The 22,687-nt window shown below is 61.7% G+C and carries 30 protein-coding genes; 13 read left to right on the plus strand and 17 right to left on the minus strand.

The features are described from left to right. Window positions 1–6: 6 nt before the first annotated feature. Both FEV51_RS06020 and FEV51_RS06025 read right to left on the minus strand, forming a co-directional pair. Complete coding sequence (locus tag FEV51_RS06020; protein ID WP_138616934.1) at window positions 7–897, minus strand: pirin family protein; 891 nt, start codon at window positions 895–897, stop codon at window positions 7–9. Beyond that, complete coding sequence (locus FEV51_RS06025) at window positions 894–1,166, minus strand: BolA family protein (protein WP_138616936.1); 273 nt, start codon at window positions 1,164–1,166, stop codon at window positions 894–896. The genes FEV51_RS06020 and FEV51_RS06025 overlap by 4 nt, the downstream gene beginning before the upstream one ends. A 56-nt stretch (window positions 1,167–1,222) precedes the next feature. Between FEV51_RS06025 and FEV51_RS06030 the strand changes: the two genes are divergently transcribed. Next, complete coding sequence (locus FEV51_RS06030; RefSeq protein WP_138616938.1) at window positions 1,223–1,816, plus strand: J domain-containing protein; 594 nt, start codon at window positions 1,223–1,225, stop codon at window positions 1,814–1,816. On the opposite strand, the gene FEV51_RS06035 is transcribed toward FEV51_RS06030, so the two are convergent. From FEV51_RS06035 to FEV51_RS06050, 4 genes are all read right to left on the minus strand, one after another. Next, window positions 1,817–2,257 carry an SRPBCC family protein gene (locus FEV51_RS06035; RefSeq protein ID WP_138616940.1) on the minus strand — a complete coding sequence of 147 codons (441 nt, stop codon included), beginning with the start codon at window positions 2,255–2,257 and terminating at the stop codon, window positions 1,817–1,819. Beyond that, on the minus strand, window positions 2,257–2,742 hold the full coding sequence (locus FEV51_RS06040; protein WP_138616942.1) for a VOC family protein: 486 nt from the start codon (window positions 2,740–2,742) through the stop codon (window positions 2,257–2,259). Before FEV51_RS06040 ends, FEV51_RS06035 begins: the two co-directional genes overlap by 1 nt. Next, window positions 2,735–3,364: a glutathione S-transferase family protein gene (locus FEV51_RS06045; protein ID WP_138616944.1), complete on the minus strand. Its 630-nt coding sequence runs from the start codon at window positions 3,362–3,364 to the stop codon at window positions 2,735–2,737. The genes FEV51_RS06040 and FEV51_RS06045 overlap by 8 nt, the downstream gene beginning before the upstream one ends. A gap of 82 nt (window positions 3,365–3,446) precedes the next feature. Continuing rightward, window positions 3,447–3,800 carry a DUF1428 domain-containing protein gene (locus FEV51_RS06050; RefSeq protein WP_138616946.1) on the minus strand — a complete coding sequence of 118 codons (354 nt, stop codon included), beginning with the start codon at window positions 3,798–3,800 and terminating at the stop codon, window positions 3,447–3,449. A gap of 85 nt (window positions 3,801–3,885) precedes the next feature. On the opposite strand from FEV51_RS06050, the gene FEV51_RS06055 reads away from it, so the two are divergent. Beyond that, window positions 3,886–4,581: a winged helix-turn-helix transcriptional regulator gene (locus FEV51_RS06055; RefSeq protein WP_138616948.1), complete on the plus strand. Its 696-nt coding sequence runs from the start codon at window positions 3,886–3,888 to the stop codon at window positions 4,579–4,581. Here FEV51_RS06055 and FEV51_RS06060 read toward each other — a convergent pair. Then, a complete protein-coding gene (locus FEV51_RS06060; RefSeq protein WP_138616950.1) occupies window positions 4,578–5,423 on the minus strand; it encodes an oxygenase MpaB family protein in 846 nt (281 codons plus the stop codon). The genes FEV51_RS06055 and FEV51_RS06060 overlap by 4 nt on opposite strands. A gap of 54 nt (window positions 5,424–5,477) precedes the next feature. Between FEV51_RS06060 and cobS the strand changes: the two genes are divergently transcribed. Further along, complete coding sequence (cobS, locus tag FEV51_RS06065) at window positions 5,478–6,470, plus strand: cobaltochelatase subunit CobS (RefSeq protein ID WP_138616952.1); 993 nt, start codon at window positions 5,478–5,480, stop codon at window positions 6,468–6,470. A gap of 41 nt (window positions 6,471–6,511) precedes the next feature. Further along, window positions 6,512–8,752 (plus strand): transglycosylase domain-containing protein, encoded by a 2,241-nt coding sequence (locus FEV51_RS06070; RefSeq protein WP_138616954.1) that lies wholly within the window; start codon window positions 6,512–6,514, stop codon window positions 8,750–8,752. Here FEV51_RS06070 and FEV51_RS06075 read toward each other — a convergent pair. Continuing rightward, entirely contained in the window at window positions 8,746–9,162 is a 417-nt protein-coding gene (locus FEV51_RS06075; protein WP_138616956.1) for a PaaI family thioesterase, read from the minus strand. The genes FEV51_RS06070 and FEV51_RS06075 overlap by 7 nt on opposite strands. Next, window positions 9,152–9,622, minus strand: a complete 471-nt coding sequence (locus FEV51_RS06080) for a PaaI family thioesterase (protein WP_138617283.1) — start codon at window positions 9,620–9,622, stop codon at window positions 9,152–9,154. Before FEV51_RS06080 ends, FEV51_RS06075 begins: the two co-directional genes overlap by 11 nt. Window positions 9,623–9,752: 130 nt before the next feature. Between FEV51_RS06080 and FEV51_RS13125 the strand changes: the two genes are divergently transcribed. The 4 genes from FEV51_RS13125 to FEV51_RS13230 are packed head-to-tail and all read left to right on the plus strand — an operon-like array spanning window position 9,753 to window position 11,795. Continuing rightward, window positions 9,753–9,914, plus strand: coding sequence for a hypothetical protein (locus FEV51_RS13125; RefSeq protein WP_171033053.1), 162 nt, complete (start codon window positions 9,753–9,755; stop codon window positions 9,912–9,914). Window positions 9,915–9,930: 16 nt separating this feature from the next. Then, window positions 9,931–10,908, plus strand: a complete 978-nt coding sequence (locus FEV51_RS06085) for a hypothetical protein (protein WP_138616958.1) — start codon at window positions 9,931–9,933, stop codon at window positions 10,906–10,908. Then, complete coding sequence (locus FEV51_RS13225) at window positions 10,896–11,318, plus strand: hypothetical protein (RefSeq protein WP_187695309.1); 423 nt, start codon at window positions 10,896–10,898, stop codon at window positions 11,316–11,318. The genes FEV51_RS06085 and FEV51_RS13225 overlap by 13 nt, the downstream gene beginning before the upstream one ends. Before the next feature lie 6 nt (window positions 11,319–11,324). After that, complete coding sequence (locus FEV51_RS13230) at window positions 11,325–11,795, plus strand: hypothetical protein (protein WP_187695310.1); 471 nt, start codon at window positions 11,325–11,327, stop codon at window positions 11,793–11,795. Here the strand turns inward: FEV51_RS13230 and ruvX are convergent. From ruvX to pyrE, 8 genes are read right to left on the minus strand one after another with little or no spacing between them, the layout of a single operon-like run. Continuing rightward, entirely contained in the window at window positions 11,792–12,277 is a 486-nt protein-coding gene (gene ruvX / locus FEV51_RS06095; RefSeq protein ID WP_138616960.1) for a Holliday junction resolvase RuvX, read from the minus strand. The two genes, FEV51_RS13230 and ruvX, sit on opposite strands and share 4 nt — an antisense overlap. Then, window positions 12,256–13,497 (minus strand): DUF3089 domain-containing protein, encoded by a 1,242-nt coding sequence (locus FEV51_RS06100; protein ID WP_138616962.1) that lies wholly within the window; start codon window positions 13,495–13,497, stop codon window positions 12,256–12,258. The genes ruvX and FEV51_RS06100 overlap by 22 nt, the downstream gene beginning before the upstream one ends. Then, window positions 13,497–14,615, minus strand: coding sequence for an AI-2E family transporter (locus FEV51_RS06105; RefSeq protein ID WP_138616964.1), 1,119 nt, complete (start codon window positions 14,613–14,615; stop codon window positions 13,497–13,499). The genes FEV51_RS06100 and FEV51_RS06105 overlap by 1 nt, the downstream gene beginning before the upstream one ends. Next, the gene (lepB, locus tag FEV51_RS06110) at window positions 14,612–15,487 is read right to left on the minus strand and encodes a signal peptidase I (protein WP_138616966.1); all 876 of its coding nucleotides are present in this window, start codon (window positions 15,485–15,487) and stop codon (window positions 14,612–14,614) included. The genes FEV51_RS06105 and lepB overlap by 4 nt, the downstream gene beginning before the upstream one ends. After that, window positions 15,484–15,885, minus strand: coding sequence for a holo-ACP synthase (gene acpS, locus FEV51_RS06115; RefSeq protein ID WP_138616968.1), 402 nt, complete (start codon window positions 15,883–15,885; stop codon window positions 15,484–15,486). Before acpS ends, lepB begins: the two co-directional genes overlap by 4 nt. Continuing rightward, window positions 15,882–16,130: a hypothetical protein gene (locus FEV51_RS06120; RefSeq protein ID WP_138616970.1), complete on the minus strand. Its 249-nt coding sequence runs from the start codon at window positions 16,128–16,130 to the stop codon at window positions 15,882–15,884. Before FEV51_RS06120 ends, acpS begins: the two co-directional genes overlap by 4 nt. Continuing rightward, entirely contained in the window at window positions 16,131–16,886 is a 756-nt protein-coding gene (locus tag FEV51_RS06125) for a pyridoxine 5'-phosphate synthase (RefSeq protein WP_138616972.1), read from the minus strand. It abuts the gene before it with no gap. Continuing rightward, window positions 16,883–17,464, minus strand: coding sequence for an orotate phosphoribosyltransferase (gene pyrE / locus FEV51_RS06130; RefSeq protein ID WP_138616974.1), 582 nt, complete (start codon window positions 17,462–17,464; stop codon window positions 16,883–16,885). The genes FEV51_RS06125 and pyrE overlap by 4 nt, the downstream gene beginning before the upstream one ends. Window positions 17,465–17,712: 248 nt before the next feature. Here pyrE and coxB point away from each other — a divergent pair, with 248 nt between their 5' ends. The 5 genes from coxB to FEV51_RS13405 all read left to right on the plus strand — a co-directional run bounded on the left by coxB (window position 17,713) and on the right by FEV51_RS13405 (window position 22,685). Next, entirely contained in the window at window positions 17,713–18,804 is a 1,092-nt protein-coding gene (gene coxB, locus FEV51_RS06135) for a cytochrome c oxidase subunit II (RefSeq protein ID WP_138616976.1), read from the plus strand. A gap of 32 nt (window positions 18,805–18,836) precedes the next feature. Next, complete coding sequence (ctaD, locus tag FEV51_RS06140; protein WP_138616978.1) at window positions 18,837–20,564, plus strand: cytochrome c oxidase subunit I; 1,728 nt, start codon at window positions 18,837–18,839, stop codon at window positions 20,562–20,564. A gap of 77 nt (window positions 20,565–20,641) precedes the next feature. Beyond that, window positions 20,642–21,601, plus strand: a complete 960-nt coding sequence (locus FEV51_RS06145) for an alpha/beta fold hydrolase (protein ID WP_171033054.1) — start codon at window positions 20,642–20,644, stop codon at window positions 21,599–21,601. A gap of 47 nt (window positions 21,602–21,648) precedes the next feature. Further along, window positions 21,649–22,566 (plus strand): heme o synthase, encoded by a 918-nt coding sequence (locus FEV51_RS06150; RefSeq protein ID WP_138616980.1) that lies wholly within the window; start codon window positions 21,649–21,651, stop codon window positions 22,564–22,566. Then, the gene (locus FEV51_RS13405; protein WP_281281599.1) at window positions 22,563–22,685 is read left to right on the plus strand and encodes a hypothetical protein; all 123 of its coding nucleotides are present in this window, start codon (window positions 22,563–22,565) and stop codon (window positions 22,683–22,685) included. Before FEV51_RS06150 ends, FEV51_RS13405 begins: the two co-directional genes overlap by 4 nt. Window positions 22,686–22,687: the final 2 nt, after the last annotated feature.

Genomic DNA, 22,687 nt, shown 5'->3' on the forward strand with positions numbered 1-22,687 from the left:
TCTCCATCAGGGATAGGTAGCGGTGTTGGGTGCGCCATCCGGCAGCGGGATGCGTTCTTCAGTGTCGCCCGGCACATCCGGAAAGCGACCCTCGCGCCAGTCTTCCTTCGCCTGCTGGATACGCTCGCGGCTGGAGCTGACGAAATTCCACCATGCGTGTCGCTTGGTCGCAAAGGCCTCGCCGCCCATAAACATGACCCGCGCGCCCGGTGCGGAAGAGAGCGTCATCTCGCGATCAGGGGCCAGCACTGACAGCTCGTACAGTTTCAGAGGATGGCCATCGACCTGTGCCTCGCCGCCCACCAGCATCAGTGCCCGCTCGTCTGCTTCGATCTCGATGGGAATCAAGCCTCCGGGAGCCAGAGCGATTTCGGCATAGATCGTGCCCGAATGCGTGGTCGTCGCCGCTTTCTCGCCCCACAGCTCGCCCATGATAACGATGGCGCGCGCAACACCGTCCTCGATCACTGGCAGATTTGTCACCGCCTCGAACGCCGGATCAATCTCCTCGCGGCCATCGGGCAGGGCAAGCCACGTTTGCATGCCGTAAAGCTTCGGTCCCGCAGCACGCTCGTCGGCGGGCGAGCGTTCCGAATGGACGATCCCGCGCCCTGCGGTCATCAGATTGACCTGACCGGGCTGGATGGTGGCAAAGCTGCCCAGACTGTCACGGTGCTCGATAGCGCCTTCGAACAGCCATGTGACTGTCGCCAAATTGATATGCGGATGCGGGCGGACATCCATCCCGCTGCCCAAATCAAGCTGCGCCGGACCGAACTGATCGACAAAGATAAACGGCCCCACCATGCTACGTGAACGGGCGGGGAGCACCCGCCGCACCTGAAACTGGCCGAAGTTGTGGGTGACTGGCGTCAGCGTCTGCTCGAAGATGTTCACGGCGTCGGGGCCGAAGCCTGGATTGCCAGCGCGTGGACCCGCTCGCCGGGAATATCACCTAGCGCGCGGTTGACCATGCGTTGGCGTTCGAGGCGGGACTTGTCGGCAAAAGCAGGCGCTTCGATCACCACGGTGAAATGCGATGCGCCGCTGCCGTCGTCACCCGAATGCCCGTGATGCTTGGCGCTGTCGTTTATTACCTCGAGCCGGGTGGGGGTGAAGGCGTCTTGCAACAGCTGCTCCATTTCCTGTTGAACGGGGCTGGTCATAACAAATCTCCTTCAGGGGGTTCACTAACGCGCTTTGGCTCCCCATCCTAACGCGAATGCGCGGCGCAAGGTTTCACGGCAGATACGAAAAGGCGGGGCGCGTCTGCGAGCACCCGACGTGCCGCGAATTGGGCGAATTCCGCGCGCCCGGATCACGCGGCAGCAGTTTCGACGGGCCGGGTGACTGGCGCTGGTTCTGCCTTGACCATGTGCGCGAATTCAACGCCGGCTATGACTGGTTCGATGGAATGAGCGCCGAAGAAATCTATGCCGCGCAGGCGCCCAGCGCGGGGTGGCGCACAGAAAGCCCCAGCTTCAACCCGATGGCGGGCGTGGACGGAATGCCCCGCTGGGCGGACTATGCCGACCCGCTGGAGGCGATTTCTGCCCGCGCCAATGGCATCAAGAGCCGCGCCCGGCGCGAGGCTGAGATGGCGATGGATGGCCGGTTCAGCCGCGAGGAGGCCGCCGCGCTCGACGTGATGGGGCTGGGCTTGGAAATCGACCGGCACGGGCTGCGCAAGCGGTATTCAGAGCTGGTCCGCCGCTATCACCCCGACCGCAATGGCGGCGATCGCCAGCACGAAACGCGCCTGACCCGCGTGGTCGAGGCGTATCAATTGCTCAGGAAAAGCCGCGTCTTCGCCTGATTACCCCGCTTCGCACAGCGCCGCCAATTGCTCGGCACAGGCGGTCCAACCCTGTTCGAAGCCCATTGCCTTGTGCTGCTCGCATGCTTCTTCAGTCCAGTGACGCGCGCTGGCGGTGTACCGGGTCCCGTCACCCTCGGGTGCGATTTCCCATATGCCAATCATGAACGGGCCACTCGGTTCGAAATCGCCGGTTACGGCATCGGTGGTGACAAAGCGGCGCCCCTCGTCCCAAGCCAGAAAAATCCCCTCATTGGGCATCATCTCGCCATCGGGGCCGTGCATCGTCATCACGCTGCGACCGCCAGCCCGACGTTCCTGCACTGCGATTTCCACGCGCCACGGGGCGGGGCACCACCATTCGGTCTGACGGTTGGCCATCACGTCCCAGACTTTTGCGGTAGGCGCAGCGATAAAGCGGCTTACGGACAGTTCGTGCATCAGGAAGCGCCCTCGATTGCTGCCTCGATCGCGTCATGGTCGATCTTGATCATCTGCGACATCGCGGCAAAAACGCGTGAACGGACTTCCGCGTCTTCGTGCCGCAACCCGTCCATTAAAGCGCGCGGGACAATCTGCCAGCGGACGCCGTAGCGGTCGGACAGCCAGCTGCATGCCATCGGCTCCCCGCCGCCCTCCAGCAGCGCATTCCAGTAACGATCCGTCTCGGCTTGATCGTCGGTATAAATTTGAAACGATACCGCATCGGTAAACGGCTGATCGGGTCCGCCATTGAGCGCGAGATATGGTGCGCCCAAAATCGTTGCTTCGACAGTAATGGTGCCGCCAGCTTTGCCGCCGGGCCAATCCGATGGTGAGGGGTTCACTTTGTCGATCGAGGAATCCGGAAAAATACCGGCGTAGAAGCGCATCGCTTCTTCGGCATTGCCGTCGAACCACAGGCAGGGTGCAATTTTATCAGCCATTGGCCTGCGCCTCGTCGATCAGTTTCTGGTCAATCGCCTTGGCCTCGCGATATTTGGGCCGCACGCGTAGCCGCTCGGCATAGGTCTTGAATGCGTCGTCTGCGGGGAGGGACTGGAACATCAGCCCCCAATCCACCTGGCTGCCAACATAGACATCGGCCATGGTGAAACGGTCGCCGCAGATGAAATCGCGGCCCGACAAGACCGATGCCAGCGTTTCGACGGTGCGGTCATAGGTCCCGAAACCGGCCATCGATTCCTTGCCGTCGGGCACATCCCAGCCCATCGCCTTGGCAGTGACCGCCTGTTCAACCGGCCCGGCGGCGAAGAACATCCAGCGCAGATATGACGCGCGCTCCTCGACAGTTGGCAGTAAATCAGGCGCGCTAACCTCGGCCAGATAGGCGCAGATCGCGGCGGCTTCAGTGATGACGTGCACATGGCTGCCGTGATGGTGGACCAGCGTGGGCACCTTGCCCATCGGATTGGCATCCAGCAGTGCTCCGGGCTTCTCCTGCCAGTCGACCAGCTCGGTATCATAATCCGCGCCCGCCTCGTGCAATGCCCAGCGCGCAATCTGGCCGCGGCTCATCGGATTGGTGAAAAAGGTATAGTCAGCCATGTTTCAGGTCTCCTCTATGCGGCGATTGCTGCCGGACATACGAGGGTGTCAGTTGCAGCAAGGGTTGCACACGCGGCGGCGTTCATGCGTGCTTTTCGACAATTGGTTCGAAACCGCCAAAGATCATGCGCTTGCCATCGAATGGCATTTCGCCAAAATCTTCCATGCGCGGGTCGCTCATCATTTTCTGCTCGCCCGCATCGGCGGTGGCGCGGTCGGGCCAGGTGACCCAGCTGAAGACGATTTTCTCGCCGTTATCAGCCTTCACGGCGCGGCGAAAATCGGTGGTGTGGCCATCGGGAACATTAGCCTCCCAGCATTCGACCTGGCTCAGCGCGCCATATTCCTTGACCAATTCCCAGAACTTTTCGGCAGTGTCGCGATAGGCGTCCTTATTGCCTTCAGGCACAGCAGCGATGAATCCGTTTACATACATACCGTCTCTCCAAGCCATCTGCGCGAGCACTCTTTTGCGACTCGCCATTTGCCAAGATTGAGCGATTGCGTTACAAAAAGCAACTATGAAGTCACCTAAAGTAACTAAGGCCACCGAGCGCGCGCATGGCAAGTGGTATGACGACGCTTGCGGCACGGCGTTCGCGATGGAGCTGGTGGGCGAGCGGTGGTCGATGCTGATCATCCGCGAATTGCTGTTGGGTGGGCGGCGGTTTTCCGATCTGCGAACCAGCCTGCCGGGGATCAGCGCAAAAATCCTGACCGAGCGGCTGGCGAGCATGGAGCAGGCGGGCGTGCTCAACCGGCGCAGACTGCCGTCACCCGGCGCGGTGCAGATATATGAGCTGACCGAGTGGGGGTTGCAGGCAGAGCCCGCAATTCAGGAATTGGGACGCTGGGCCGCGTTGTCACATCGGCATGATCCGACATTGCCGCTCTCGCCAGTATCGCTGATGATTTCGCTGCGGACGATGTTCGATCGGGCCAAGGCGGCGGGGATCACTGCGCGGATCGGGTTCGAGATTGGCGGAGAGACTTTCGTGGCCGAACTAAAGGATGGCGTACTGACCAATCGGCGCGACCAGATTACCGGGATGGAGGCTGTCCTGCGCGTTCCTGCGGCTCCGGTGCTGGCGGCGCTGATCTATGGCAATGTGCCGCCAGCCGCATTGGAGCAGGACGCCGGGCTGGTCATCGAGGGCGACCGAGTGCTGGCACTGCGTTTCACCGATATTTTCGAGCTGCCCGAAAAGATCGGTTAATTCTGCCGGAATGCCCAGCGCAGCGTCTTGCCCATGCCCCATGTCACCGCGCGTGCCGGAATGCCTGACAGGCCGGGCCGTTCCAGTCCCAGCATTGACCGGGCAAACGGCGGGAGCAACGCCACTGCCTCTGTCGCCAGCACGGCCTGAACCGCAGGCGGCGCGCCCTCTGGCTTGGCCGACACAACAAATTGCGCCACCTCGCGCGCTTCGGGGCTGGTGCGCAGATCATCGCGCAGGTCGTGGAAGATAGCCTCCGCCTCGCGCCGGTTTACGGGCACCGGGTCGGCACCCAGTGCGCGCGCAATCTGCGCAAACTGCGCGTAATATTCGTCCTGGTCGCCGCCCGGCATATCGGGGCGGACATGGCGCAGATAGGCCGAAAGAAAGCTGGTCGATTCGGCCACATGGACCCAGGCCAGCGTGCGCGGATCCGTTGCAGAATAGCGCGATCCGTCGGGCAGGGTTCCGCCCACAGATTTATGGATGCGGTTGACCCGCTCAATCGCCGCCATCGCCACATCGCGATGTGCAAATGTGGTGTCGGTTATGAAATGGGCGGTCCGGCTCAGCCTCCCGTGCATATCTTCGCGAAAGTTCGAAAAATCGAGCACGCCCTGCAACGCATGGGGATGCAGCATTTGCAGGAACAGCCCGCGCATTCCGCCCACCATCATCGCCACGACGTCGGCATGGACCAGCCGGATCGGGCTGTCCTTGGCAAACAATGCGTCATCCGAGGGTGGGCGCGGCTGCGCGTCGTGATTGCCTTCGTTGAAGGCCGCGCGAACGCCGCCGACTATCTTGCCACGGAGAATTTCTACCGGATCGATTCGCGCCATAACGTCCAATATAGGGTTGGCGCGCTTCGCATAAATCCCTAACCGACCTGTGCAATGAACGAGATGACCGACAAACCTATCGATAATGCCGCCGGAACCGTGCTGGCAGCCCCCGACACAACCGTTGACGTTCGCGATATTTTCGGGATCGATATCGACTGGCAGGTGCCCGCATTTTCCAGGGCGGACCAGCGCGTGCCCGATCTGGATGAAAGCTACGTGTTCGATCCGGACACCACGCTGGCGATACTGGCCGGTTTTGCGCATGATCGCCGCGTCATGGTGCAGGGTTATCACGGCACGGGTAAATCCACGCATATCGAACAGGTTGCGGCGCGGCTGAACTGGCCCTGCATCCGTATCAATCTGGATGCGCACATCAGCCGCATCGATCTGGTCGGACGTGACGCCATCGTGCTGCGCGACGGTCTGCAGGTCACTGAATTCCGTGAAGGATTGCTGCCGTGGGCGTTGCAGCATCCCGTGGCACTGGTGTTCGACGAATATGACGCCGGACGCCCCGACGTGATGTTCGTGATCCAGCGCGTGCTGGAACAGCAGGGCAAGCTGACTCTGCTCGACCAGAACCGCGTCATCCGTCCCGATGCTCATTTCCGCCTGTTTGCCACTGCCAACACGGTTGGGCTGGGCGATACCAGCGGGCTGTATCATGGCACGCAGGCGATCAATCAGGGGCAGATGGACCGCTGGAACATCGTGGTTGCCCTGAATTACCTGCCCGGCGAAGTTGAGGAACAGATCGTCGCATCGAAAACCCCTGATGCCGATCCCAAGGTATTGGCCGATATGGTCAAGGTTGCCGATCTGACGCGCCAAGGCTTCATAAACGGCGATATCTCCACCGTGATGAGTCCGCGGACAGTGATCACTTGGGCGGAGAATCTCGCCATTTTCAAGGATGTTGGCTTCGCGTTCCGTCTCTCGTTCCTCAACAAGTGTGACGAGGCAGAGCGGATGCTGGTGGCCGAATATTACCAGCGCGTCTTCGGCACCGAATTGCCCGAGAGCGTTGTGGGCAAGGGATAGGCTCTATGCATCGCTGTGTTGTTCGTTTAACACAGTAGGCCATGGGCGTGTTTGACCTCTTTCGCCGCAAAGCGGGCCCCGATGCCGAGCCTGTGCCGCATCGCGGATATTACGCGCTTGATGATCGCGTAGCTGGTGCGCCCGATTGGGATGATTGGGACGACCGTCTGGAGAGCGTCGACCGGACGTTGGCGGTCGAGGAACGGCGTCCTTCGCATTGGTGGCAGCCCGCACATTACCGTGGCCGCCGGAAGCGGTGGTGGGCCGGGCGGATCGTGGCGGGCGTCCTTGCGTTGTTCATCGCGATTGTCGCATGGCTGGCGATCACTGCACCGCTGAACAAATCGCTTGAACCGATTGCCGCACCGCAGGTCACTCTGCTCGCCGCCGATGGTACGCCGATTGCGCGCAATGGGGCGATTACTGACGAGCCGGTCGATGTCTCCAAACTGCCGCCGCATGTTGTGCAGGCGTTTCTGGCGATTGAGGATCGGCGGTTTTACGACCATTGGGGTATCGATCCGCGCGGGCTGGGCCGGGCGGCCTGGGCGCGGGTTACTGGCGGGCGGATGCAGGGCGGTTCGACCATTACGCAGCAACTGGCCAAGTTCACCTTCCTGACCGCCGACCAGACGCTCAGCCGCAAGGCGCGTGAGGCGCTGATCGCCTTCTGGCTGGAGAGCTGGCTGACGAAGGATGAAATTCTCGAACGCTATCTGTCCAACGCCTATTTCGGCGACAATGTGTACGGGCTGCGCGCCGCCAGCCTGCACTATTTCTATCGCCAGCCGGAAAAGCTGCGGGTCGATCAGGTCGCGATGCTGGCCGGGTTGCTGCAGGCGCCATCCAGCTATGCCCCCACCAAGCATTACGACCGCGCTGAGAAACGGATGCGGCTGGTGGTGCAATCGATGGTCGCGGCTGGCTATCTGACCGAAGCGGAGGCGCGGAAAATACGCCCGCCCGCGCTTGATGTACGCACTCGCAATGATTTGCCGACCGGCACCTATTTTGCCGACTGGGCACTGCCGCAGGCGCGCGCGCTGGCGCAGGGCGGGTATGAGCGGCAGACGCTGACAACCACGCTGGACAGCCGGTTGCAGGGGATCGCGCGCAAGGTCACTGCGAATGCGGGGCTGGGCAGCGCGCAAGTGGCGCTGGTCGCGATGCGGAGCAATGGCGAAGTGGTGGCGATGATCGGCGGGCGCGACTATGCCAAATCGACCTTCAACCGCGCCAGCCAGGCGCGGCGGCAGCCGGGATCGACCTTCAAGCTGTTCGTCTATCTGGCCGCCTTGCGTGAAGGGTGGGACCCGGAAGACCGCATCGCCAACACCGCGTTTACCGAAGGCAGCTATCGCCCCAAAAATTCGCGCGACAGATATTCCGAGAGCCTGACGCTGGAAGAAGCCTTCGCCCAGTCGAGCAATGTCGCAGCTGTGCGCTTGTTTGGCGAGGTGGGCAGTGCGCGGGTCATCGAAACCGCACGCGATCTTGGCGTGGCATCGTCACTGGCAAAGGGTGATCCCAGTCTGGCACTGGGCAGCAGCACTATGACACTGATTGAACTGACCAGCGCTTATGCCGCGCTGGCCGCCAATGCCTATCCGGTTGCGCCGCGAGCGTTTGCCGTGCCCGAAAAGTCGTGGTGGGAAAGGCTGTGGGATGGCCCTTCCAGCTTCTCGTCATCGACGCTTCGCGGGATGGAGCAGATGCTACGCAAGGCCATCAATGATGGCACCGGGCGCGCTGCGATGCTCAAGGGGCCAAACTTCGGCAAGACCGGCACCACGCAGGACAATCGCGATGCTCTGTTTGTCGGCTACGCAGGCGATCTGGTGGTAGGGGTGTGGATCGGCAATGACGACAACTCACCGCTCGACGGGATTTCCGGCGGCGGTCTGCCCGCCAAGATGTGGCGCGATTTCATGAACCGGGCGATGAATGTAAAGGCCGCACCATCGCAGCCCGCACCGCGCGAAAAGAGCGATCCGGGCGGCCCGGTCGAGCCGCTTGATGTGCCCGATCTCGACGACATTCCGCTGGGCAATGGCAATTCACGCCTGCGTATCCGCGATGGCGAAACGATCCTGTCGACCGAGATCGAGGGCATTCCGGTAGAGATCGTGATGGGCCGCGAAGGCGTGCGGGTCACCTCCGAAGAGATCGAGCGCACCCGCAGACGCGTGGCCGAACAGATCCGCCGCGAGGAAGCCCAGCGGGAGCGGCAATTCGACCGCGCTATGGAAGAGGCCGAGTTTGCCGACCCTATCGGTTACTGATTTTCGGTCACCATCATCACATTCATTACCGCCGTGGCGATGGGCCGTGCGGGATCATCCTGCCACGCCTCCACCGTGATGTTCGCGCTGCGGCGGCCAAGCTTGGTAATCCGCCCGCGCGCGTAGCTGGTCAGCTCGCGTCCGGCGGCGAGATATTGCACAGTGATATTGATCGGCTTGAGCGAGGCCACGCGCCCGATCCGGTCAAGCTCGGCGCGCAGCACAGCGTAGCCTGCCGTCTCCAGCAAACCGCCGGTCGCGCCGCCATGCATATGGGCGGGGCGCCCTTCGATAATGTCAGAGAAACCGATGGAGAACACGGGTGTGCCGTCCTCCCACCGCTCCAGCGCGATGCCGAGCGAACGGGCATAGGGTGTCAGTGCTTCGATGTCGGAGTGTTCAGTCACCATGCGGCTTTCTGGGATCGACTGCGATTTTCATAAAGACCGCTTGGATATGCGCGACCGGATCATCGCCATCGCCATCATGAGCCAGCCCGCGCACAAAGGCTGCGCTGCGGGTCAGTCGGTAACATTGCGCGCGCCCGAAAACCGAGGCTTTCACCCGCGCCGGGCGGACATAATCCACGCGTAAATCCAGCGTGGCGATGGCGCGGAAATCGTCCATCGCCTTCCAGATCGCCAGCCCGCTCGCCATGTCCATCAGGCTCAGGATCGGACCCGATGCGAGAACTTGCTGGGCCGATTCTCCCAGCAGATCCTCGCGCCACGGAAGTTCCAGCTCCACCCAGTCATCGCCGTGATCGGAATATTGCAGGCCCAGCCACCCGGCATGCCCACGGCTGGTGAAAAACGGCGTCGCCGCCGCCGGATCGAACTTTGCGGCAGGAGGTGATGCGGGGGCGTCCATGGTCCGCGCCGATAGCGCCCGCTTTGCGCGCATTACAATGTTTTAATTTCAAACCGTGCGCTGTGCACGGCAGCTAGCCCGCCCGGCGGATCGCAATTCTGCAGATCCGCCGCATGAGGGAGCAATATTTATGAACCTACCCAAGATTGATCTGGCGAGCCTGCCGGGCATTGATGCGGTGACCGGGCTGTTCGGCAGCATGACGGCCACCACACCCACGGTGGACGACCGAATCGTCGTCCTGATGGTCTATATTTATGAGGTCCTGCCCCCTCCGCCGACGTTCTTCTGACACTGGCGCCGGAGCGATGCGTATTGATCCGGAAATGCTGGCGCTGCGAGGTGATACCGCCTTGCAGCGCCACGCGCAGGAGGCGCTAGAGCGGGCGCGCGACCGCTGGCTGGCGAGTGAGCCGGTGGCAGGAGTGATGGCTGAGTTGCGCGCCTATGGTCAGGGTGAAAAACTGGCGCATTGTCCTGCGTTGGGGGACCTGTTTGCGGGACAGGGGCGTGAGGCCGGATGGCTGGACCCGCTGGTCCATGGTCTGACCACAGCGCTGCGTGACTATCCGCTTGGCCAAGTCCCACTGCGGCATCAGGTGTCGGACGGCTTGAGCATACTGCAACTTACCATCTGTGGCCGCGCCACGCTGTCCCTGATTATCTATGAGGACACTGCCGCTTCTAATGCCGAAGCACCGACATCGATCTGTTTTTCCGATGTCGAGCGCCGGGAAGTGGTCGTGGCAGGCGCAGCCGATTTGCGGCTGTTCGAAATTGTGCAGGACCGCGGTGACACCGCCGTCCTCGACAGCGATCCGCGCCGCGTAGTCGCGCGTGAGGCGCTGCACTTCCCCGGCTTTGTCCATGCCAAGCAGGTGGTGAAGGTTCACGGGCGGATGGTAATGCTGCGGTTGTCCCGCACGCCGGAAACACCGGCTCCGTCGCGGCAATTCTGCCTGAATACGGGCAAGCTGCTCCACCGCTCAAGCGGCGACCGGCGCGAGAGCCAGCATGAGCTGATGATGGCATTGCTCGGCAGGATGGGGCGCGAAGATGCAGCCCCGATCTTTGCTGAAATGATGCGCAGCGGCAGCGACCATCTGCGCTGGCAAGCTATGCGCGAATGCCTCGCGCTCGACACAGCGACGGGGTTTGCTGCGCTGTGTGCGATGGCCGAGAACCAAGCGGATGCGCTGTGCGATCACGCCAGTGCGCTGCGCGATCAACTGCTTGCGCGTCATCCCCAACTCGCCGGAAAGGAAGCTGCGCAATGCCGCGCATAATCGAGAACCGCGCCACTGATGCGATCACGCTGGCACAGGCGCAGGAAGCCTTGGCGAGCCGCGCTTTCAACCCGGCTGATGAGGACAGCCTGGACCACGCCGCACAGCTGCTGGCCCGTCTGGCCGCAGATCGCGGCTTTCTGGGCGATTTGATGGTGGCGCAGCTGCGCGACCGGCACCGCGATATGGCGGTGGAAAGCGGTTATGGACCGCAAGCCATCGTTCTGTCGCCGCTGCGCAATGGCTGTTTTCTGCGCGCCAATATCTGGCCGAGCGAGCAGGAAAGCTGCTTCCACGCCAGCGGCGCCAAGAGCTTTGTCTATGGCGTCCCGCACGATCACAATTTCAGTTTCCTGACTGCCGGCTATTTCGGTCCCGGTTATCAAAGCGATTATTACGAATATGATTAAGAGAGCGTGGCGGGCTATCGCGGCGAGCAAGCCGATTTGCGCTTCGTCGAGCGCAGCGCGCTGGGGGAGGGCAAGCTTATGCTTTACCGCGCACACACCGACATTCATTCGCAGCTCCCGCCCGAAAGCCTGTCAGTCTCACTCAACATCATGCACATCGACCCGGCGCAGGGCTGGTTCGATCAATATGGCTTCGATCTGGACGCGAAGACCGTCACGGGTATTCTCAATCCGACGTCTACCGAGGCGTTCCTGCGGTGCGCTGTCGGGCTGGGCGGACATGAGGCGCGCGATCTGGCGGAGCATTTCGGCTCCCATCATCCAAGTGACCGGCTGCGCTTGGCCAGCTTTGAGGCACGATCTCTGCTCGCACCAGACGCGGATGCCCGCGACGCGATCTGGCGCGCTGCGGAGCTGTCGGGAAGTATGATGGTGGCGCAGGAGGCAAAGGCACGCCGCGCGGCTCTGACGGCTTAGAAAGCCCCGCCAGCCAAGGCGTCGATTGCGGCTTGCAGGATCACTGCAGCGGCATGGCTGTCAATGCGTTCGGCGCGCTTGGCCCGGCTCATATCCTGCGCGATCAGCGCGCCTTCCGCGCTGGCTGTGGACCAGCGTTCATCCCACAGCAGCACTGGCAGCGGCAGCTTGCCAGCAAGATTGAGCGCATAGGCGCGGCTGGCCTGCGCACGCGGGCCTTCGCTGCCGTCCATATTGCGTGGCAGGCCAAGCACGATGCCGCGCACCCTACGCTCGGCAACCAGCTGCGCCAGCTTGCCTGCGTCCTGCGTAAACTTGCCGCGTGACAGCGTTTTGCCAGCGGTAGCAAAGCGCCATCCTGCATCGCAGGTCGCCACCCCGATGGTCTTGGTACCCAGATCGAGAGCAAGCAATACGCCGCCATCGGGCAGCGCATCGGCAAACGTGCTGGCGCTGTCGGTTACGAGCGGCTGGCTGTCCATGCCCCGACCCGGCGCACGACATCTTCCTGCAGATTCTTCCAGAACAGCGGGATGTCATAGACGTGATAATTGCTTCCCGGCAGCACACCCTGTCCCAGCGCGGGCGGATCGCCAATCAACAGCAGGCCGCGCGGATCGCAGCGCGCGCCAACCGCATTTGCCACCAATTCGCCGCTGGTCAGCGTCTCGTCAGGAACCAGCGTCCCAAGATTGGCAGTCACGGCCGCAGCGCCGCCCGTCATCCCGGTCAGCGGATTGACGCACAGGATCGGCCCATCGCCGCGTGGCTGGCCATCGAAGCCGGGAGTGGCCTTGTAGCGGTCCATGATGAAATCTGGATCACCGTCATCGGCAAAGCTCGACCAGCCGAGCAGACATCCCGATTGGGTCGGTGCGGCGCAGGCAGGGATAGGCAGCGCGGGCAAATCGTGGGCGACCGAAATTGGCCAGCCCGGTGCATAAACAGCTGCCATGCGGGCTTCCAGCGGTGTTCCGGCCACCTTGTCACGCAGCAGGCGCAGTACATGTGCTGCGCCCTGGCTATGTCCGGCCAGCACAATGGGCTTGTCCTGATCAACGCTGGCGACAAAGAAATCGAACGCCAGCGCAACATCGCGATAGGCCATGTCGATCGCAAGATCAGCTTCGGGCTTGTCTGTCAGAAACGCCCCGGCGACGGCCTGGCGGTATTTCGGTGCCCAGATCTCGTCCGCGCGGTTGAAGGGGCTGGCCATGCCTTTGATGAACAGCCGTGCGCGGTTTTCCGCCGTGGGATCTTCCAGCGCAGCATTCCAGTCTGCACTCACAGCCTCGCGGATATAGCTGGTGGGATGCACGAAGAAGACTGCAAAGCCGGGGGTCGCCTGCGCATCCGCCGGTTCACCGGGCAGCGCGCCTTGCGTGTCGAAAGGCGCTGGGCTGTCGAGGCTTTGCTCGGCTGCCGGAGTGTCGGGCGAGGGAGCTTGCTCGGCCGGATCTAGCGCGATCTCTGCAATGCCGGGCTGATAGCGCGCCGGATCGTCCACGCCGATGCCGGGGCGCGAATACCACATTGCCGGGTCTTGATAGGCATTGGTCTGGAGCGGGGCCTGTTCAACAAATTCGCCGCGCGGGACAAACGCGATCTGCGTCGCCTCACGCGACCAGATCGACAGTGCAACGGCACCGGCGATGAAAAGCACGATCACAACTGCGACCAGATAGAGGAATTTGCGGACCATTAGGCAGCGGCCTCTGCACCTTTGGGCTCACCCGGTTTGCCCGCCGCTTCGATACGCGCCGAACGCCGTTCCAGCGCCACCTTGATCATCGCCAGCATCGGATCGGCCAGCGCCATTCCCAGAATGCCGAACAGCACCCCGAAGATAAGCTGCGCCGACAGCACCAGCGCGGGTGCCAGATCGACTGTTTTCTTGGCGATCAGAGGGACGAGGATATAGCCGTCGAAATTCTGCACGAGGAAATAGACGAAGATCGTATAGATCCCCATGTCGACACCGCCGGAGAAGCCGACCAGCACCATCAGGACGCCCGAGATAATCGCGCCGATATTGGGGATAAAAGCCAGCAGGCCCGTCAGCAGACCCAGCAGCGCCGCCATTGGCACGCCGTAGAATGCCAGCAGCGCCCAGGTGAAAATCCCTTCTGCGACCATGCCCACCAGTCGTCCGGCGAGCAGACGGCGCATGGTGTAAGCCTGATAGCTGAGCGTATCGTAAAACGCGCCGCGACGATGGGAGGGAATCATCCATGCCAGCCCGCGCTCGTAAACGCGCGGGTCGATGGCGAAATAGATGCCGATGATCAGGATCAGGAACATCGTGGTCAATCCGCCGAACAATCCGCCAATCGCTTTGGTAATCGTACCGACGCCGCTCATCATATTGCTGGCGATGCTCTGAACATCTTCCTGGCTGATGGCAAAGCCCTTGCTTCGCAGGAACGAGAGCAGTCTGCCCAATTGTTCACCGATGATGGCCGGGAACTCAGCGGCCTGCTGCGAAATCTGCGAGCCTGCGAAAAAGCCCAGCCAAAGCATGAATGCCACGCCGAACAACAAGGTGATGCCCACGCGCCAGCCGCGCCCGATTGGCAATATCCGGCCCAGCAGACGTGCGCCGCCATCGATCATAGCGGCGAACACCAATGCCCCGAAAATCACCAGCAGCGATTGCGACAGATGCACAGCCAACACGATGAAGCCGATTACCATCCCCCAGACCAGCGCCTTTGATGCTTCGTAACGAAGCTTGGGGCTGGCGATGTGGGTAGGGCTGGCGCCCGGTTCCTTTTCAGTGCCGTTCTCTGACGAATCGGCAGGCGCGGTTTTCTCGGTCATTCGGCGGGAGTCCTCTCCACAAGCGGCGGTCGCAAAGTGCTCCACGCGCGACCGCTACGCAAGGAGGTAAACCAGCTCAAAGGATTGAGGCTTGTCGTGCCATCAAGCGAAAAAGTGATGAATTCAGCGCGCCCACCGATGTTGGTGAGCGGGATCGGTCCAGCCAGCCCGCTATCATCGTAAGCGCGGCTGTCGGAAGAATGGTCACGGTTGTCGCCCATCACGAACACGCTATCATCGGGAATTCTGATCTCGCCAAAATTGTCGAGCCGCTGATTTTCGTGATCAATCACCAGATAGGTGGCACCATTGGGCATGGTCTCGCGGTAAACCGGCAGCTGGCAGGCGCGCGTGCCGTCGGGGCGGGTGACGCGGAAGTCATACAGCCCAAACCCGTTGCAGCGTGAATTGGCATCGAGTGGAATTTCGATTGCCGGTTCAACGGTTTGCGGCACGGGCTGGCCATTCAAGATAATCTGGCCATTGCGCACTGCGATGCGATCACCCGGAAGGCCGACCACGCGTTTAATGTAATCCTCGTCCTTCACCGGATGCACCGGGATAACGATGTCGCCATATTCGGGAGCAGAACCCCAGATGCGCCAATCACCGCGCGGGGCGACGTGGAAACTGATCGACGACCAGTTCCAGCCATAAGGATATTTGCTCACCACCAGCCGGTCACCAACCAGCAGATTGGGCATCATCGATTCGGACGGGATATAAAACGGCTTGGCGATAAAGCTGTGAAACCCGACCACGGCGAGCAGCATCAGCGCCAGCCCGCGCAGCTCGGCCAGCCAGTCGACTTTCTCGTCTTCGGTTTTGGCGTCTTTGGTAATGGGTTGTGCTGCCGGGTTGCCGGTGATCATGTGGGCACCGCTTCGATGATTACGAAAGCCTGTGCCCATGGATGATCGTCGGTGAGGGTGAGATGAATGCGGGCCTCATGCCCCGCGGGAATCATTTCCGCAAGCCGCGTTGCTGCGCCGCCTGCCAGCGCCAGTGTCGGCGCACCCGACGGGGCGTTGACCACGCCGATATCCTTCATGAAGACGCCGCGCCGGAAACCTGTGCCAACCGCCTTGGAGAACGCCTCTTTCGCCGCGAACCGCTTGGCATAGGTGCCGGCGATGGTGAACGGCCGCCGCCGCGCCTTGGCGCGCTCTGTCTCGGTGAAGACGCGGTTTTCGAAACGCTCCCCATAGCGGTCGAGAGAATTCTGGATCCGCTCTATATTGCACAGGTCGGAGCCAAGGCCGATGATCATCGCGCGCTCCGCCAGTGACAGATTGGTTTGCCAGCAAAGAAATTGATCATGCGCCTGAAAATTTCCGCGAGAAGGCCGCCGAAAATCACCATTCCTGCTGCTTTCGGGACCAGACTGCCCCAATCGCCTCGCCCCCACTCGGGGTTGAGCAAGATGGCAAGAACGATGATCGGCACAACTATCAGCATCAGGACAAAGGTCGTTTTAACAGACCGCCAGATTTCCAAGGCATATTCTTGCGTCAATTACCGCGCCTCATCCATCAGCTCGCGCATATGGCGCACGGCGTGTTCCAGCCCGGTGAAGATCGCCTCGCCGACAAGGTAGTGTCCGATATTGAGCTCGGCCAATTGCGGGATGGCCGCAATTGGCTGGACGTTTTCATATGTCAGGCCATGCCCCGCGTGCGGTTCGATCCCGTTTTTCACCGCCAGCGCAGACATATCGGCAATGCGCTTCAGCTCCGCAGACATCCGTTCGCGGTCGCCATCAAGATGGGCGTGGGCATATTCGCCTGTGTGAAATTCGACCACCGGCACACCCAGCCGCAGGGCAGCGTCCAGCTGGCGCTCGTCCGCCTCGATAAACAGGCTGACGCGGATGTCGTTGTCTTTCAGTTTCCACACAATGGGCGTCAAAGTGTTGTGCAGGCCAGCGGCGTCCAGCCCGCCCTCGGTGGTGCGCTCCTCACGCTTTTCCGGGACGATGCAGGCGGCGTGCGGTCTGTGCTTCAACGCGATGGCCAGCATTTCCTCGGTCGCTGCCATCTCCAGATTGAGCGGCAGATCGGTGGCTTCCTGAATGCGCTGCAGATCGGCATCGCGGATATGCCGCCGATCCTCGCGCAGATGCGCGGTAATACCGTCGCCGCCCACGGCCGCCACGATTTGTGCCGCGCGCACCGGATCGGGATGGTCGCCGCCGCGCGCATTGCGGATCGTGGCGACGTGATCGATGTTCACGCCAAGCCGCAGCGGGCGGGAAGGTGCGGGGCTGATCAAGCCTTCCGGCTTCCGGGCTTGGTGATGGCTATGACTGCCAATTCCTCGGGCACCTCTTCGGTTGCATAGGTCGGGAAGGTAATGTCGATCAGCGGGAAAAATGGCACGCCCAGATCGGCGGACCCGTTCGAACGGTCGACCAGCGCCACTTCGGCCAGCACTTCGCCGCCCTCACGCGCGACCGCAGCGATCGCCTCGCGGCTGGAAAGGCCGGTGGTCACCACATCCTCTACCATCAGCACCTTGGCGCCGGGTTCGAGCCGGAAGCCCCGGCGCAGTTCGAAAGTCCCCTCGGGCCGTTCCAGAAAAACGGCATCCTTGCCCAGTGCGCGGCCCATTTCGTGGCCGATGATCAATCCGCCCATCGCCGGGCTGACCACCAGATCGATCTGGCTGCGCAGCTCGCGCGGGATTTTCTGAGCCAGCGCGCGGGCCAGCCGGTCGGCCCGCTCGCCATTCATCAGCACGCGGGCGCATTGCAAATAATGGCCACTGTGTCGTCCGCTCGACAGGACAAAATGCCCCTGCAGCAAGGCTTCACTGGCGCGGAATTCCTGGAGGATATCTTCTTCTGTCATAGCCAGCGTCCAAAGCGCCTCACGACCGATTGCGCAAGGGGGTATCATCGCTGGCACACAGGATGGCTGGGCAGATGACGTAGGGTAAGGCGAATTTTTTGTGGGCTACGCGCTTGAGGCAAGCGCAAAGCCTGCCTATAGGGCACGCCAAACCGGGCCCTGCAATCGGGGGCTGCCCATGCGCATGGCCGGGTTTCGCGGCGGACACACCGCCGAGCCGACAAGAACTTACGGAAAGCATCCCGACGATGAAATTTCTTGGCTCCATCAGCGCCCTGCACCGGATTGCCGCCAGTATAGCGATGGCTGTCGCGCTTGCGCTGACCCCGTCACTGGCCGCCGCGCAGGACGATCCCGCCGCACAAAGCGTGTCGGCAAGCGCGGACAGCACTGCTGCTGCTGACCCGACGCTCGATCCGGCGCTGGCCGCCGACGGTTCGACCGCCGAAGCTGCGCCGGGGGCCGGTGCCTATGTCCCGATGAAGCCGACTGAAGGCAAGGGGATGCCGGTCGCTGGCGGCTATGATGTGCAGGACCAGTTTACGCAAATCGGCCATTTTGCGCGCGGCCTGCATTTCTGGCTGTTCTGGATCATGGTGGCGATCAGCGTATTTGTGCTGGCACTGATGCTGTATGTGATGGTGCGTTTTCGCAAGAGCGCCAATCCGGTCCCGAACAAGACCTCGCACAACACCTTTATCGAAGTCGTCTGGACCGTTGTTCCCGCGCTGATCCTGCTGGGCATTGCGATCCCGTCGATCACGCTGCTGGCCAAGCAGTATGAGACCCCGCCCAAGGATGCGATCACCATTAAGGCGATCGGTTACCAGTGGTATTGGGGTTATGCTTATCCCGACAATGGCGATTTCGAAGTCGTTTCCAATATGCTGACCAAGGAAGAGGCTGAGGCCAACGGTGAGCCGCATCAGCTGGCTGTCGACAACCGCATGGTTGTGCCGGTCGGCGTGCCAATCCGGTTGCAGGTTACCGGCGCGGATGTGATCCATTCTTTCGCGGTCCCTTCGCTGTGGTTCAAGCTCGACGCGGTTCCCGGCCGGTTGAATGAAAAGCTGCTGCAGATTGATGAACCCGGCGTCTATTACGGCCAGTGTTCGGAACTGTGTGGCGCGCGCCACGGCTATATGCCGATCGCGGTCGAAGCCTTGCCGATGGCCCAGTACAATGCCTGGGTGCTGGCACAGGGCGGCAAGGTCGCCGGTGCCGAAGAAGAAGGCGTGGAGGCTGATCCCAAGGCCGCCCCGTTGCAGCAGCCTGAAAGCGCCATCCCTGGTGCTCCGGGTGCAGGTGCGCCGCCGGTCACTGACGACACGACCACCTGATAGTTTGATTTAGAGCTCGAGAGACCAGTACGATGGCTACTACCGCCGACGCTTTCCAGGCCCACGATGCCGACCACGCGCATCATGACGCCGATCACAAACCCGGCTTCTTTGCGCGCTGGTTCATGTCCACCAACCACAAGGACATCGGCACGCTTTACCTGATCTTCGCGATTTTCGCGGGGATCGTCGGTGGCGCCATTTCGGGCGTCATGCGTGCCGAGCTGGCCGAACCGGGCATTCAGGTACTGGGCAGCTTTGTGCAGTTCATGGGCGGCGAGGCCGGTTTCGACCAGAGCCTCCACGCCTGGAACGTGCTGATTACGGCGCATGGCCTGATCATGGTCTTCTTCATGGTCATGCCGGCGATGATCGGCGGCTTCGGCAACTGGTTCGTCCCGCTGATGATTGGCGCGCCCGACATGGCGTTCCCGCGCATGAACAATGTGTCGTTCTGGCTGACTATTGCAGGCTTCCTGTCGCTGATGTTCTCGATGTTCGTGCCCGGCGGTACCGGCATGGGCGCAGGCACCGGCTGGACCGTCTATGCCCCGCTATCGACCAGCGGGTCGGCAGGTCCGGCGGTCGATTTCGCGATCTTCTCGCTCCACCTTGCGGGCGCAGGCTCGATTCTAGGTGCAACCAACTTCATCACCACCATCTTCAACATGCGTGCCCCCGGCATGACGTTGCACAAGATGCCGCTGTTCGTGTGGTCGGTGCTGGTGACCGCCTTCCTGCTGTTGCTGGCGCTGCCGGTGCTGGCTGCGGCCATCACCATGCTGATCACCGATCGTAACTTTGGCACGACCTTCTTCGATGCCTCGGGCGGCGGTGATCCGGTGCTGTACCAGCATCTGTTCTGGTTCTTCGGCCATCCCGAAGTGTACATCATGATCCTGCCCGGCTTCGGCATGATCAGCCAGATCGTCTCGACCTTCAGCCGCAAGCCCGTGTTTGGCTATCTCGGCATGGCCTATGCCATGGTCGCGATTGGCGTGGTCGGTTTCATCGTCTGGGCGCACCACATGTATACCGTGGGTCTGGACGTGAATACGAAGATGTATTTCACCGCTGCGACGATGATTATCGCAGTGCCTACCGGCGTGAAGATCTTTAGCTGGATTGCCACGATGTGGGGCGGCTCGATCGAGTACAAAAGCCCGATGGTGTGGGCACTGGGCATGATCTTCCTGTTCACCGTGGGCGGCGTTACCGGCGTGTATCTGGCCAATGGCGGCGTTGATGATGTGGTGCACGACACCTATTTCGTGGTCGCGCATTTCCACTATGTCCTGTCGATGGGTGCAGTGTTCAGCTTGTTCGCAGGCTTCTACTACTGGTTCCCGAAGATGAGTGGGCGGATGCATTCCGAATTGCTCGCACATCTCCACTTCTGGGGCTTCTTCATCGGCGTAAACGTGGTGTTCTTCCCGCAGCACTTCCTTGGTCTGCAGGGCATGCCGCGTCGCTATCCCGACTATGCTGACGCCTACACCTTCTGGAATGAAGTCAGCTCGTTCGGCTATGTGATCATGGCTGCTTCGATGATCTTCTTCTTCGTGAACCTGGTGTACGCTTTCACCGCTGGTAAAAAAGCGCCTGCCAATTACTGGGGTGAGGGCGCGACGACGCTGGAATGGACATTGTCCAGCCCGCCGCCGTTCCATCAGTTCAGCGAGTTGCCGGTGATTGAAGAATATCATGACGCGCACAATCACATGCCGCGCGATACGACTCCGGCGAAAGTCGACGCCTGACGCCTGCGCCATGGCATGATTATCTGACGGCCGGTCCGCAAGGGCCGGCCGTTTGCTTTTGAGCGAGGAGCTGCCCAATGCCCACCATGCGCCTGATCGACACCGGCGATGTCAGCCTGCGCTGCGCCATAGAAGGCAGCGGCCCGCTGGTGATCTTCGTCCACGGTTTTCCGGAAAGCTGGTACAGTTGGCGTCACCAGCTTGGTGCTGTGGCGGAGGCCGGGTTTACCGCCTGCGCCATCGACGTTCGCGGCTATGGCGGATCTGACAAGCCAGAGGCCATCGAAGCCTATGCAATGGAGCATATGGTCGGCGATCTGGTCGCGCTGAGCGAGGCGTTGCAGCCGGGCAGATCGGCGGTACTGGTCGGCCATGATTGGGGCGCGCCGATAGTGTGGAATTCCGCGCTGGCCCGGCCCGCCAGCTTCCGCGCGGTCGCGGCGCTATCGATACCTTTTGCCGGTGTCCCGCGCCGCCCCTTCACCGAGGTTTATCACGAGCATTTCACGTCCAAAGGCCGCTATTTCTATCAGGAATATTTCCAGCAACCCGGCATTGCCGAGGCGGAGGCAGAGGCCGATCCGCGCAATTTCGTCCACCGCATGATGTATTCGATCAGTGGCGATGTGCCTCCGGGCGATTATTGGAATAAACCCCACGGCGCGCGGTTCCTCGACAAATTGCCCGATCCGCTGCCCGTGCCGTGGCTGACCACGGCCGATCTCGATTATTACGAAAGCGAGTTTCGCGCCTCCGGCTTTCGCGGACCGCTGAACCGCTATCGCAATCACCAGCGGGATTTTGCCTGGCTGCAACAATTCGCCGAGGCGCGTATCGAGCAACCTGCGCTGTTCATCGGCGGGAAGCGCGATGTTGCCAGCTTCCTGTTCGGCGCGACCGCCGATCCTGTCGGGCTGACCCGCAGCTTTGCGCCCCTGGTCGAAGGCCATTTGCTGGAGGGTTGCGGGCACTGGACGCAGCAGGAAAAACCGGTTGAGGTCAATCGCCTGCTGATCGACTGGCTGCTGCGTCTCTAAGCGCCCTTTCGCCAATCGCGTGACGCGCCTATAGGGACAGCGATTCCATGCAACAGACCGCTTCTATCCCGCTCCCCGCCGACTGGCGCGACTTCTTCGCGCTGACCAAGCCGCGCGTGATGAGCCTGGTGATTTTCACCGGCCTGTGCGGCCTGCTGGCGGCTCCCGGCCATATCAACCCCGTGCTGGGCTTCACCGCCGTGCTGTGCATCGCATTGGGCGCAGGCGGCGCTGCAGCGCTGAACCAGTGGTGGGAGGCCGATCTCGACGCGGGCATGAAGCGCACTGCGGGTCGCCCGCTGCCCGGTGGCCGCATGGCGCGCACCGACGCGCGCGATTTCGGGATTGCTTTGTCGGTTGCATCGGTCATCGTGATGGGGCTGGCGATTGGCTGGCTGGCCGCCGGAATTCTGGCGTTCTCGATTTTCTATTACGCGGTGATCTACACCATCTGGCTGAAGCCGCGCACACCGCAGAATATCGTGATCGGCGGCGGGGCAGGGGCGTTTCCGCCGATGATCGGCTGGGTTGCTGTGACCGGCGATATCACCGCCATGCCGGTGCTGCTGTTTGCCATCATCTTCTTCTGGACGCCGCCGCATTTCTGGGCGCTGGCGCTGTTCGTCCAGTCTGATTACGCCAAGGTCGGCATTCCGATGATGCCGGTAGTCAAGGGCCACAGATCGACGCGCCGCCAGATTCTGGCCTATGCGATAGTGCTGGTGCCAATTGCTGCCGCACCTTGGTTTATCGGCGGTACCGGCGCGGTTTACGGGATCGCTGCCGTGATCCTGTCGCTGGCCTTTCTAGGCTTCAGCCTCCCGGTCGCGTTTCGCAATCCTGTGGATGGCGACGGGATGAAGCCGGAAAAGCGGCTGTTCGCGTTCAGCATTCTGTATCTGTTCGCATTGTTCGGTGTGCTGGTGGCCGACCGGCTGCTCGCCGCTTACGGAGTAATCGCATGACCCCCGACGAAAAGACCGAGTTCGATCGCCGCCGCCGCAGCAAGAATCTGGTGCTGGGCGGTATCTTGCTGTTCTTCGTCATGCTGTTTTACGCAATCACGATTGTACGGATGGGATAATT

Source organism: Qipengyuania marisflavi, assembly GCF_005884405.1.
Taxonomy (GTDB): Bacteria; Pseudomonadota; Alphaproteobacteria; order Sphingomonadales; family Sphingomonadaceae; genus Qipengyuania; species Qipengyuania marisflavi.

Excerpts from the sequence above, each read along its gene's own strand:
- FEV51_RS06030 (WP_138616938.1), top strand. The coding sequence starts at position 1,223 with ATGCGCGGCGCAAGGTTTCACGGCAGATACGAAAAGGCGGGGCGCGTC.
- FEV51_RS06150 (WP_138616980.1), top strand. The coding sequence starts at position 21,649 with ATGCAACAGACCGCTTCTATCCCGCTCCCCGCCGACTGGCGCGACTTC.
- cobS (WP_138616952.1), top strand. The coding sequence starts at position 5,478 with ATGAACGAGATGACCGACAAACCTATCGATAATGCCGCCGGAACCGTG.
- FEV51_RS06085 (WP_138616958.1), top strand. The coding sequence starts at position 9,931 with ATGCGTATTGATCCGGAAATGCTGGCGCTGCGAGGTGATACCGCCTTG.
- FEV51_RS06145 (WP_171033054.1), top strand. The coding sequence starts at position 20,642 with ATGCCCACCATGCGCCTGATCGACACCGGCGATGTCAGCCTGCGCTGC.
- FEV51_RS06080 (WP_138617283.1), bottom strand. The coding sequence starts at position 9,622 with ATGGACGCCCCCGCATCACCTCCTGCCGCAAAGTTCGATCCGGCGGCG.
- pyrE (WP_138616974.1), bottom strand. The coding sequence starts at position 17,464 with ATGACAGAAGAAGATATCCTCCAGGAATTCCGCGCCAGTGAAGCCTTG.
- FEV51_RS06070 (WP_138616954.1), top strand. The coding sequence starts at position 6,512 with ATGGGCGTGTTTGACCTCTTTCGCCGCAAAGCGGGCCCCGATGCCGAG.
- FEV51_RS06040 (WP_138616942.1), bottom strand. The coding sequence starts at position 2,742 with ATGGCTGATAAAATTGCACCCTGCCTGTGGTTCGACGGCAATGCCGAA.
- FEV51_RS06035 (WP_138616940.1), bottom strand. The coding sequence starts at position 2,257 with ATGCACGAACTGTCCGTAAGCCGCTTTATCGCTGCGCCTACCGCAAAA.
- FEV51_RS13405 (WP_281281599.1), top strand. The coding sequence starts at position 22,563 with ATGACCCCCGACGAAAAGACCGAGTTCGATCGCCGCCGCCGCAGCAAG.
- FEV51_RS06025 (WP_138616936.1), bottom strand. The coding sequence starts at position 1,166 with ATGACCAGCCCCGTTCAACAGGAAATGGAGCAGCTGTTGCAAGACGCC.
- FEV51_RS13225 (WP_187695309.1), top strand. The coding sequence starts at position 10,896 with ATGCCGCGCATAATCGAGAACCGCGCCACTGATGCGATCACGCTGGCA.
- FEV51_RS06075 (WP_138616956.1), bottom strand. The coding sequence starts at position 9,162 with ATGGTGACTGAACACTCCGACATCGAAGCACTGACACCCTATGCCCGT.
- FEV51_RS06050 (WP_138616946.1), bottom strand. The coding sequence starts at position 3,800 with ATGTATGTAAACGGATTCATCGCTGCTGTGCCTGAAGGCAATAAGGAC.
- FEV51_RS06055 (WP_138616948.1), top strand. The coding sequence starts at position 3,886 with ATGAAGTCACCTAAAGTAACTAAGGCCACCGAGCGCGCGCATGGCAAG.
- lepB (WP_138616966.1), bottom strand. The coding sequence starts at position 15,487 with ATGATCACCGGCAACCCGGCAGCACAACCCATTACCAAAGACGCCAAA.
- FEV51_RS06105 (WP_138616964.1), bottom strand. The coding sequence starts at position 14,615 with ATGACCGAGAAAACCGCGCCTGCCGATTCGTCAGAGAACGGCACTGAA.
- acpS (WP_138616968.1), bottom strand. The coding sequence starts at position 15,885 with ATGATCATCGGCCTTGGCTCCGACCTGTGCAATATAGAGCGGATCCAG.
- FEV51_RS06045 (WP_138616944.1), bottom strand. The coding sequence starts at position 3,364 with ATGGCTGACTATACCTTTTTCACCAATCCGATGAGCCGCGGCCAGATT.
- FEV51_RS06100 (WP_138616962.1), bottom strand. The coding sequence starts at position 13,497 with ATGGTCCGCAAATTCCTCTATCTGGTCGCAGTTGTGATCGTGCTTTTC.
- FEV51_RS06060 (WP_138616950.1), bottom strand. The coding sequence starts at position 5,423 with ATGGCGCGAATCGATCCGGTAGAAATTCTCCGTGGCAAGATAGTCGGC.
- ctaD (WP_138616978.1), top strand. The coding sequence starts at position 18,837 with ATGGCTACTACCGCCGACGCTTTCCAGGCCCACGATGCCGACCACGCG.
- FEV51_RS13125 (WP_171033053.1), top strand. The coding sequence starts at position 9,753 with ATGAACCTACCCAAGATTGATCTGGCGAGCCTGCCGGGCATTGATGCG.
- ruvX (WP_138616960.1), bottom strand. The coding sequence starts at position 12,277 with ATGGACAGCCAGCCGCTCGTAACCGACAGCGCCAGCACGTTTGCCGAT.
- coxB (WP_138616976.1), top strand. The coding sequence starts at position 17,713 with ATGAAATTTCTTGGCTCCATCAGCGCCCTGCACCGGATTGCCGCCAGT.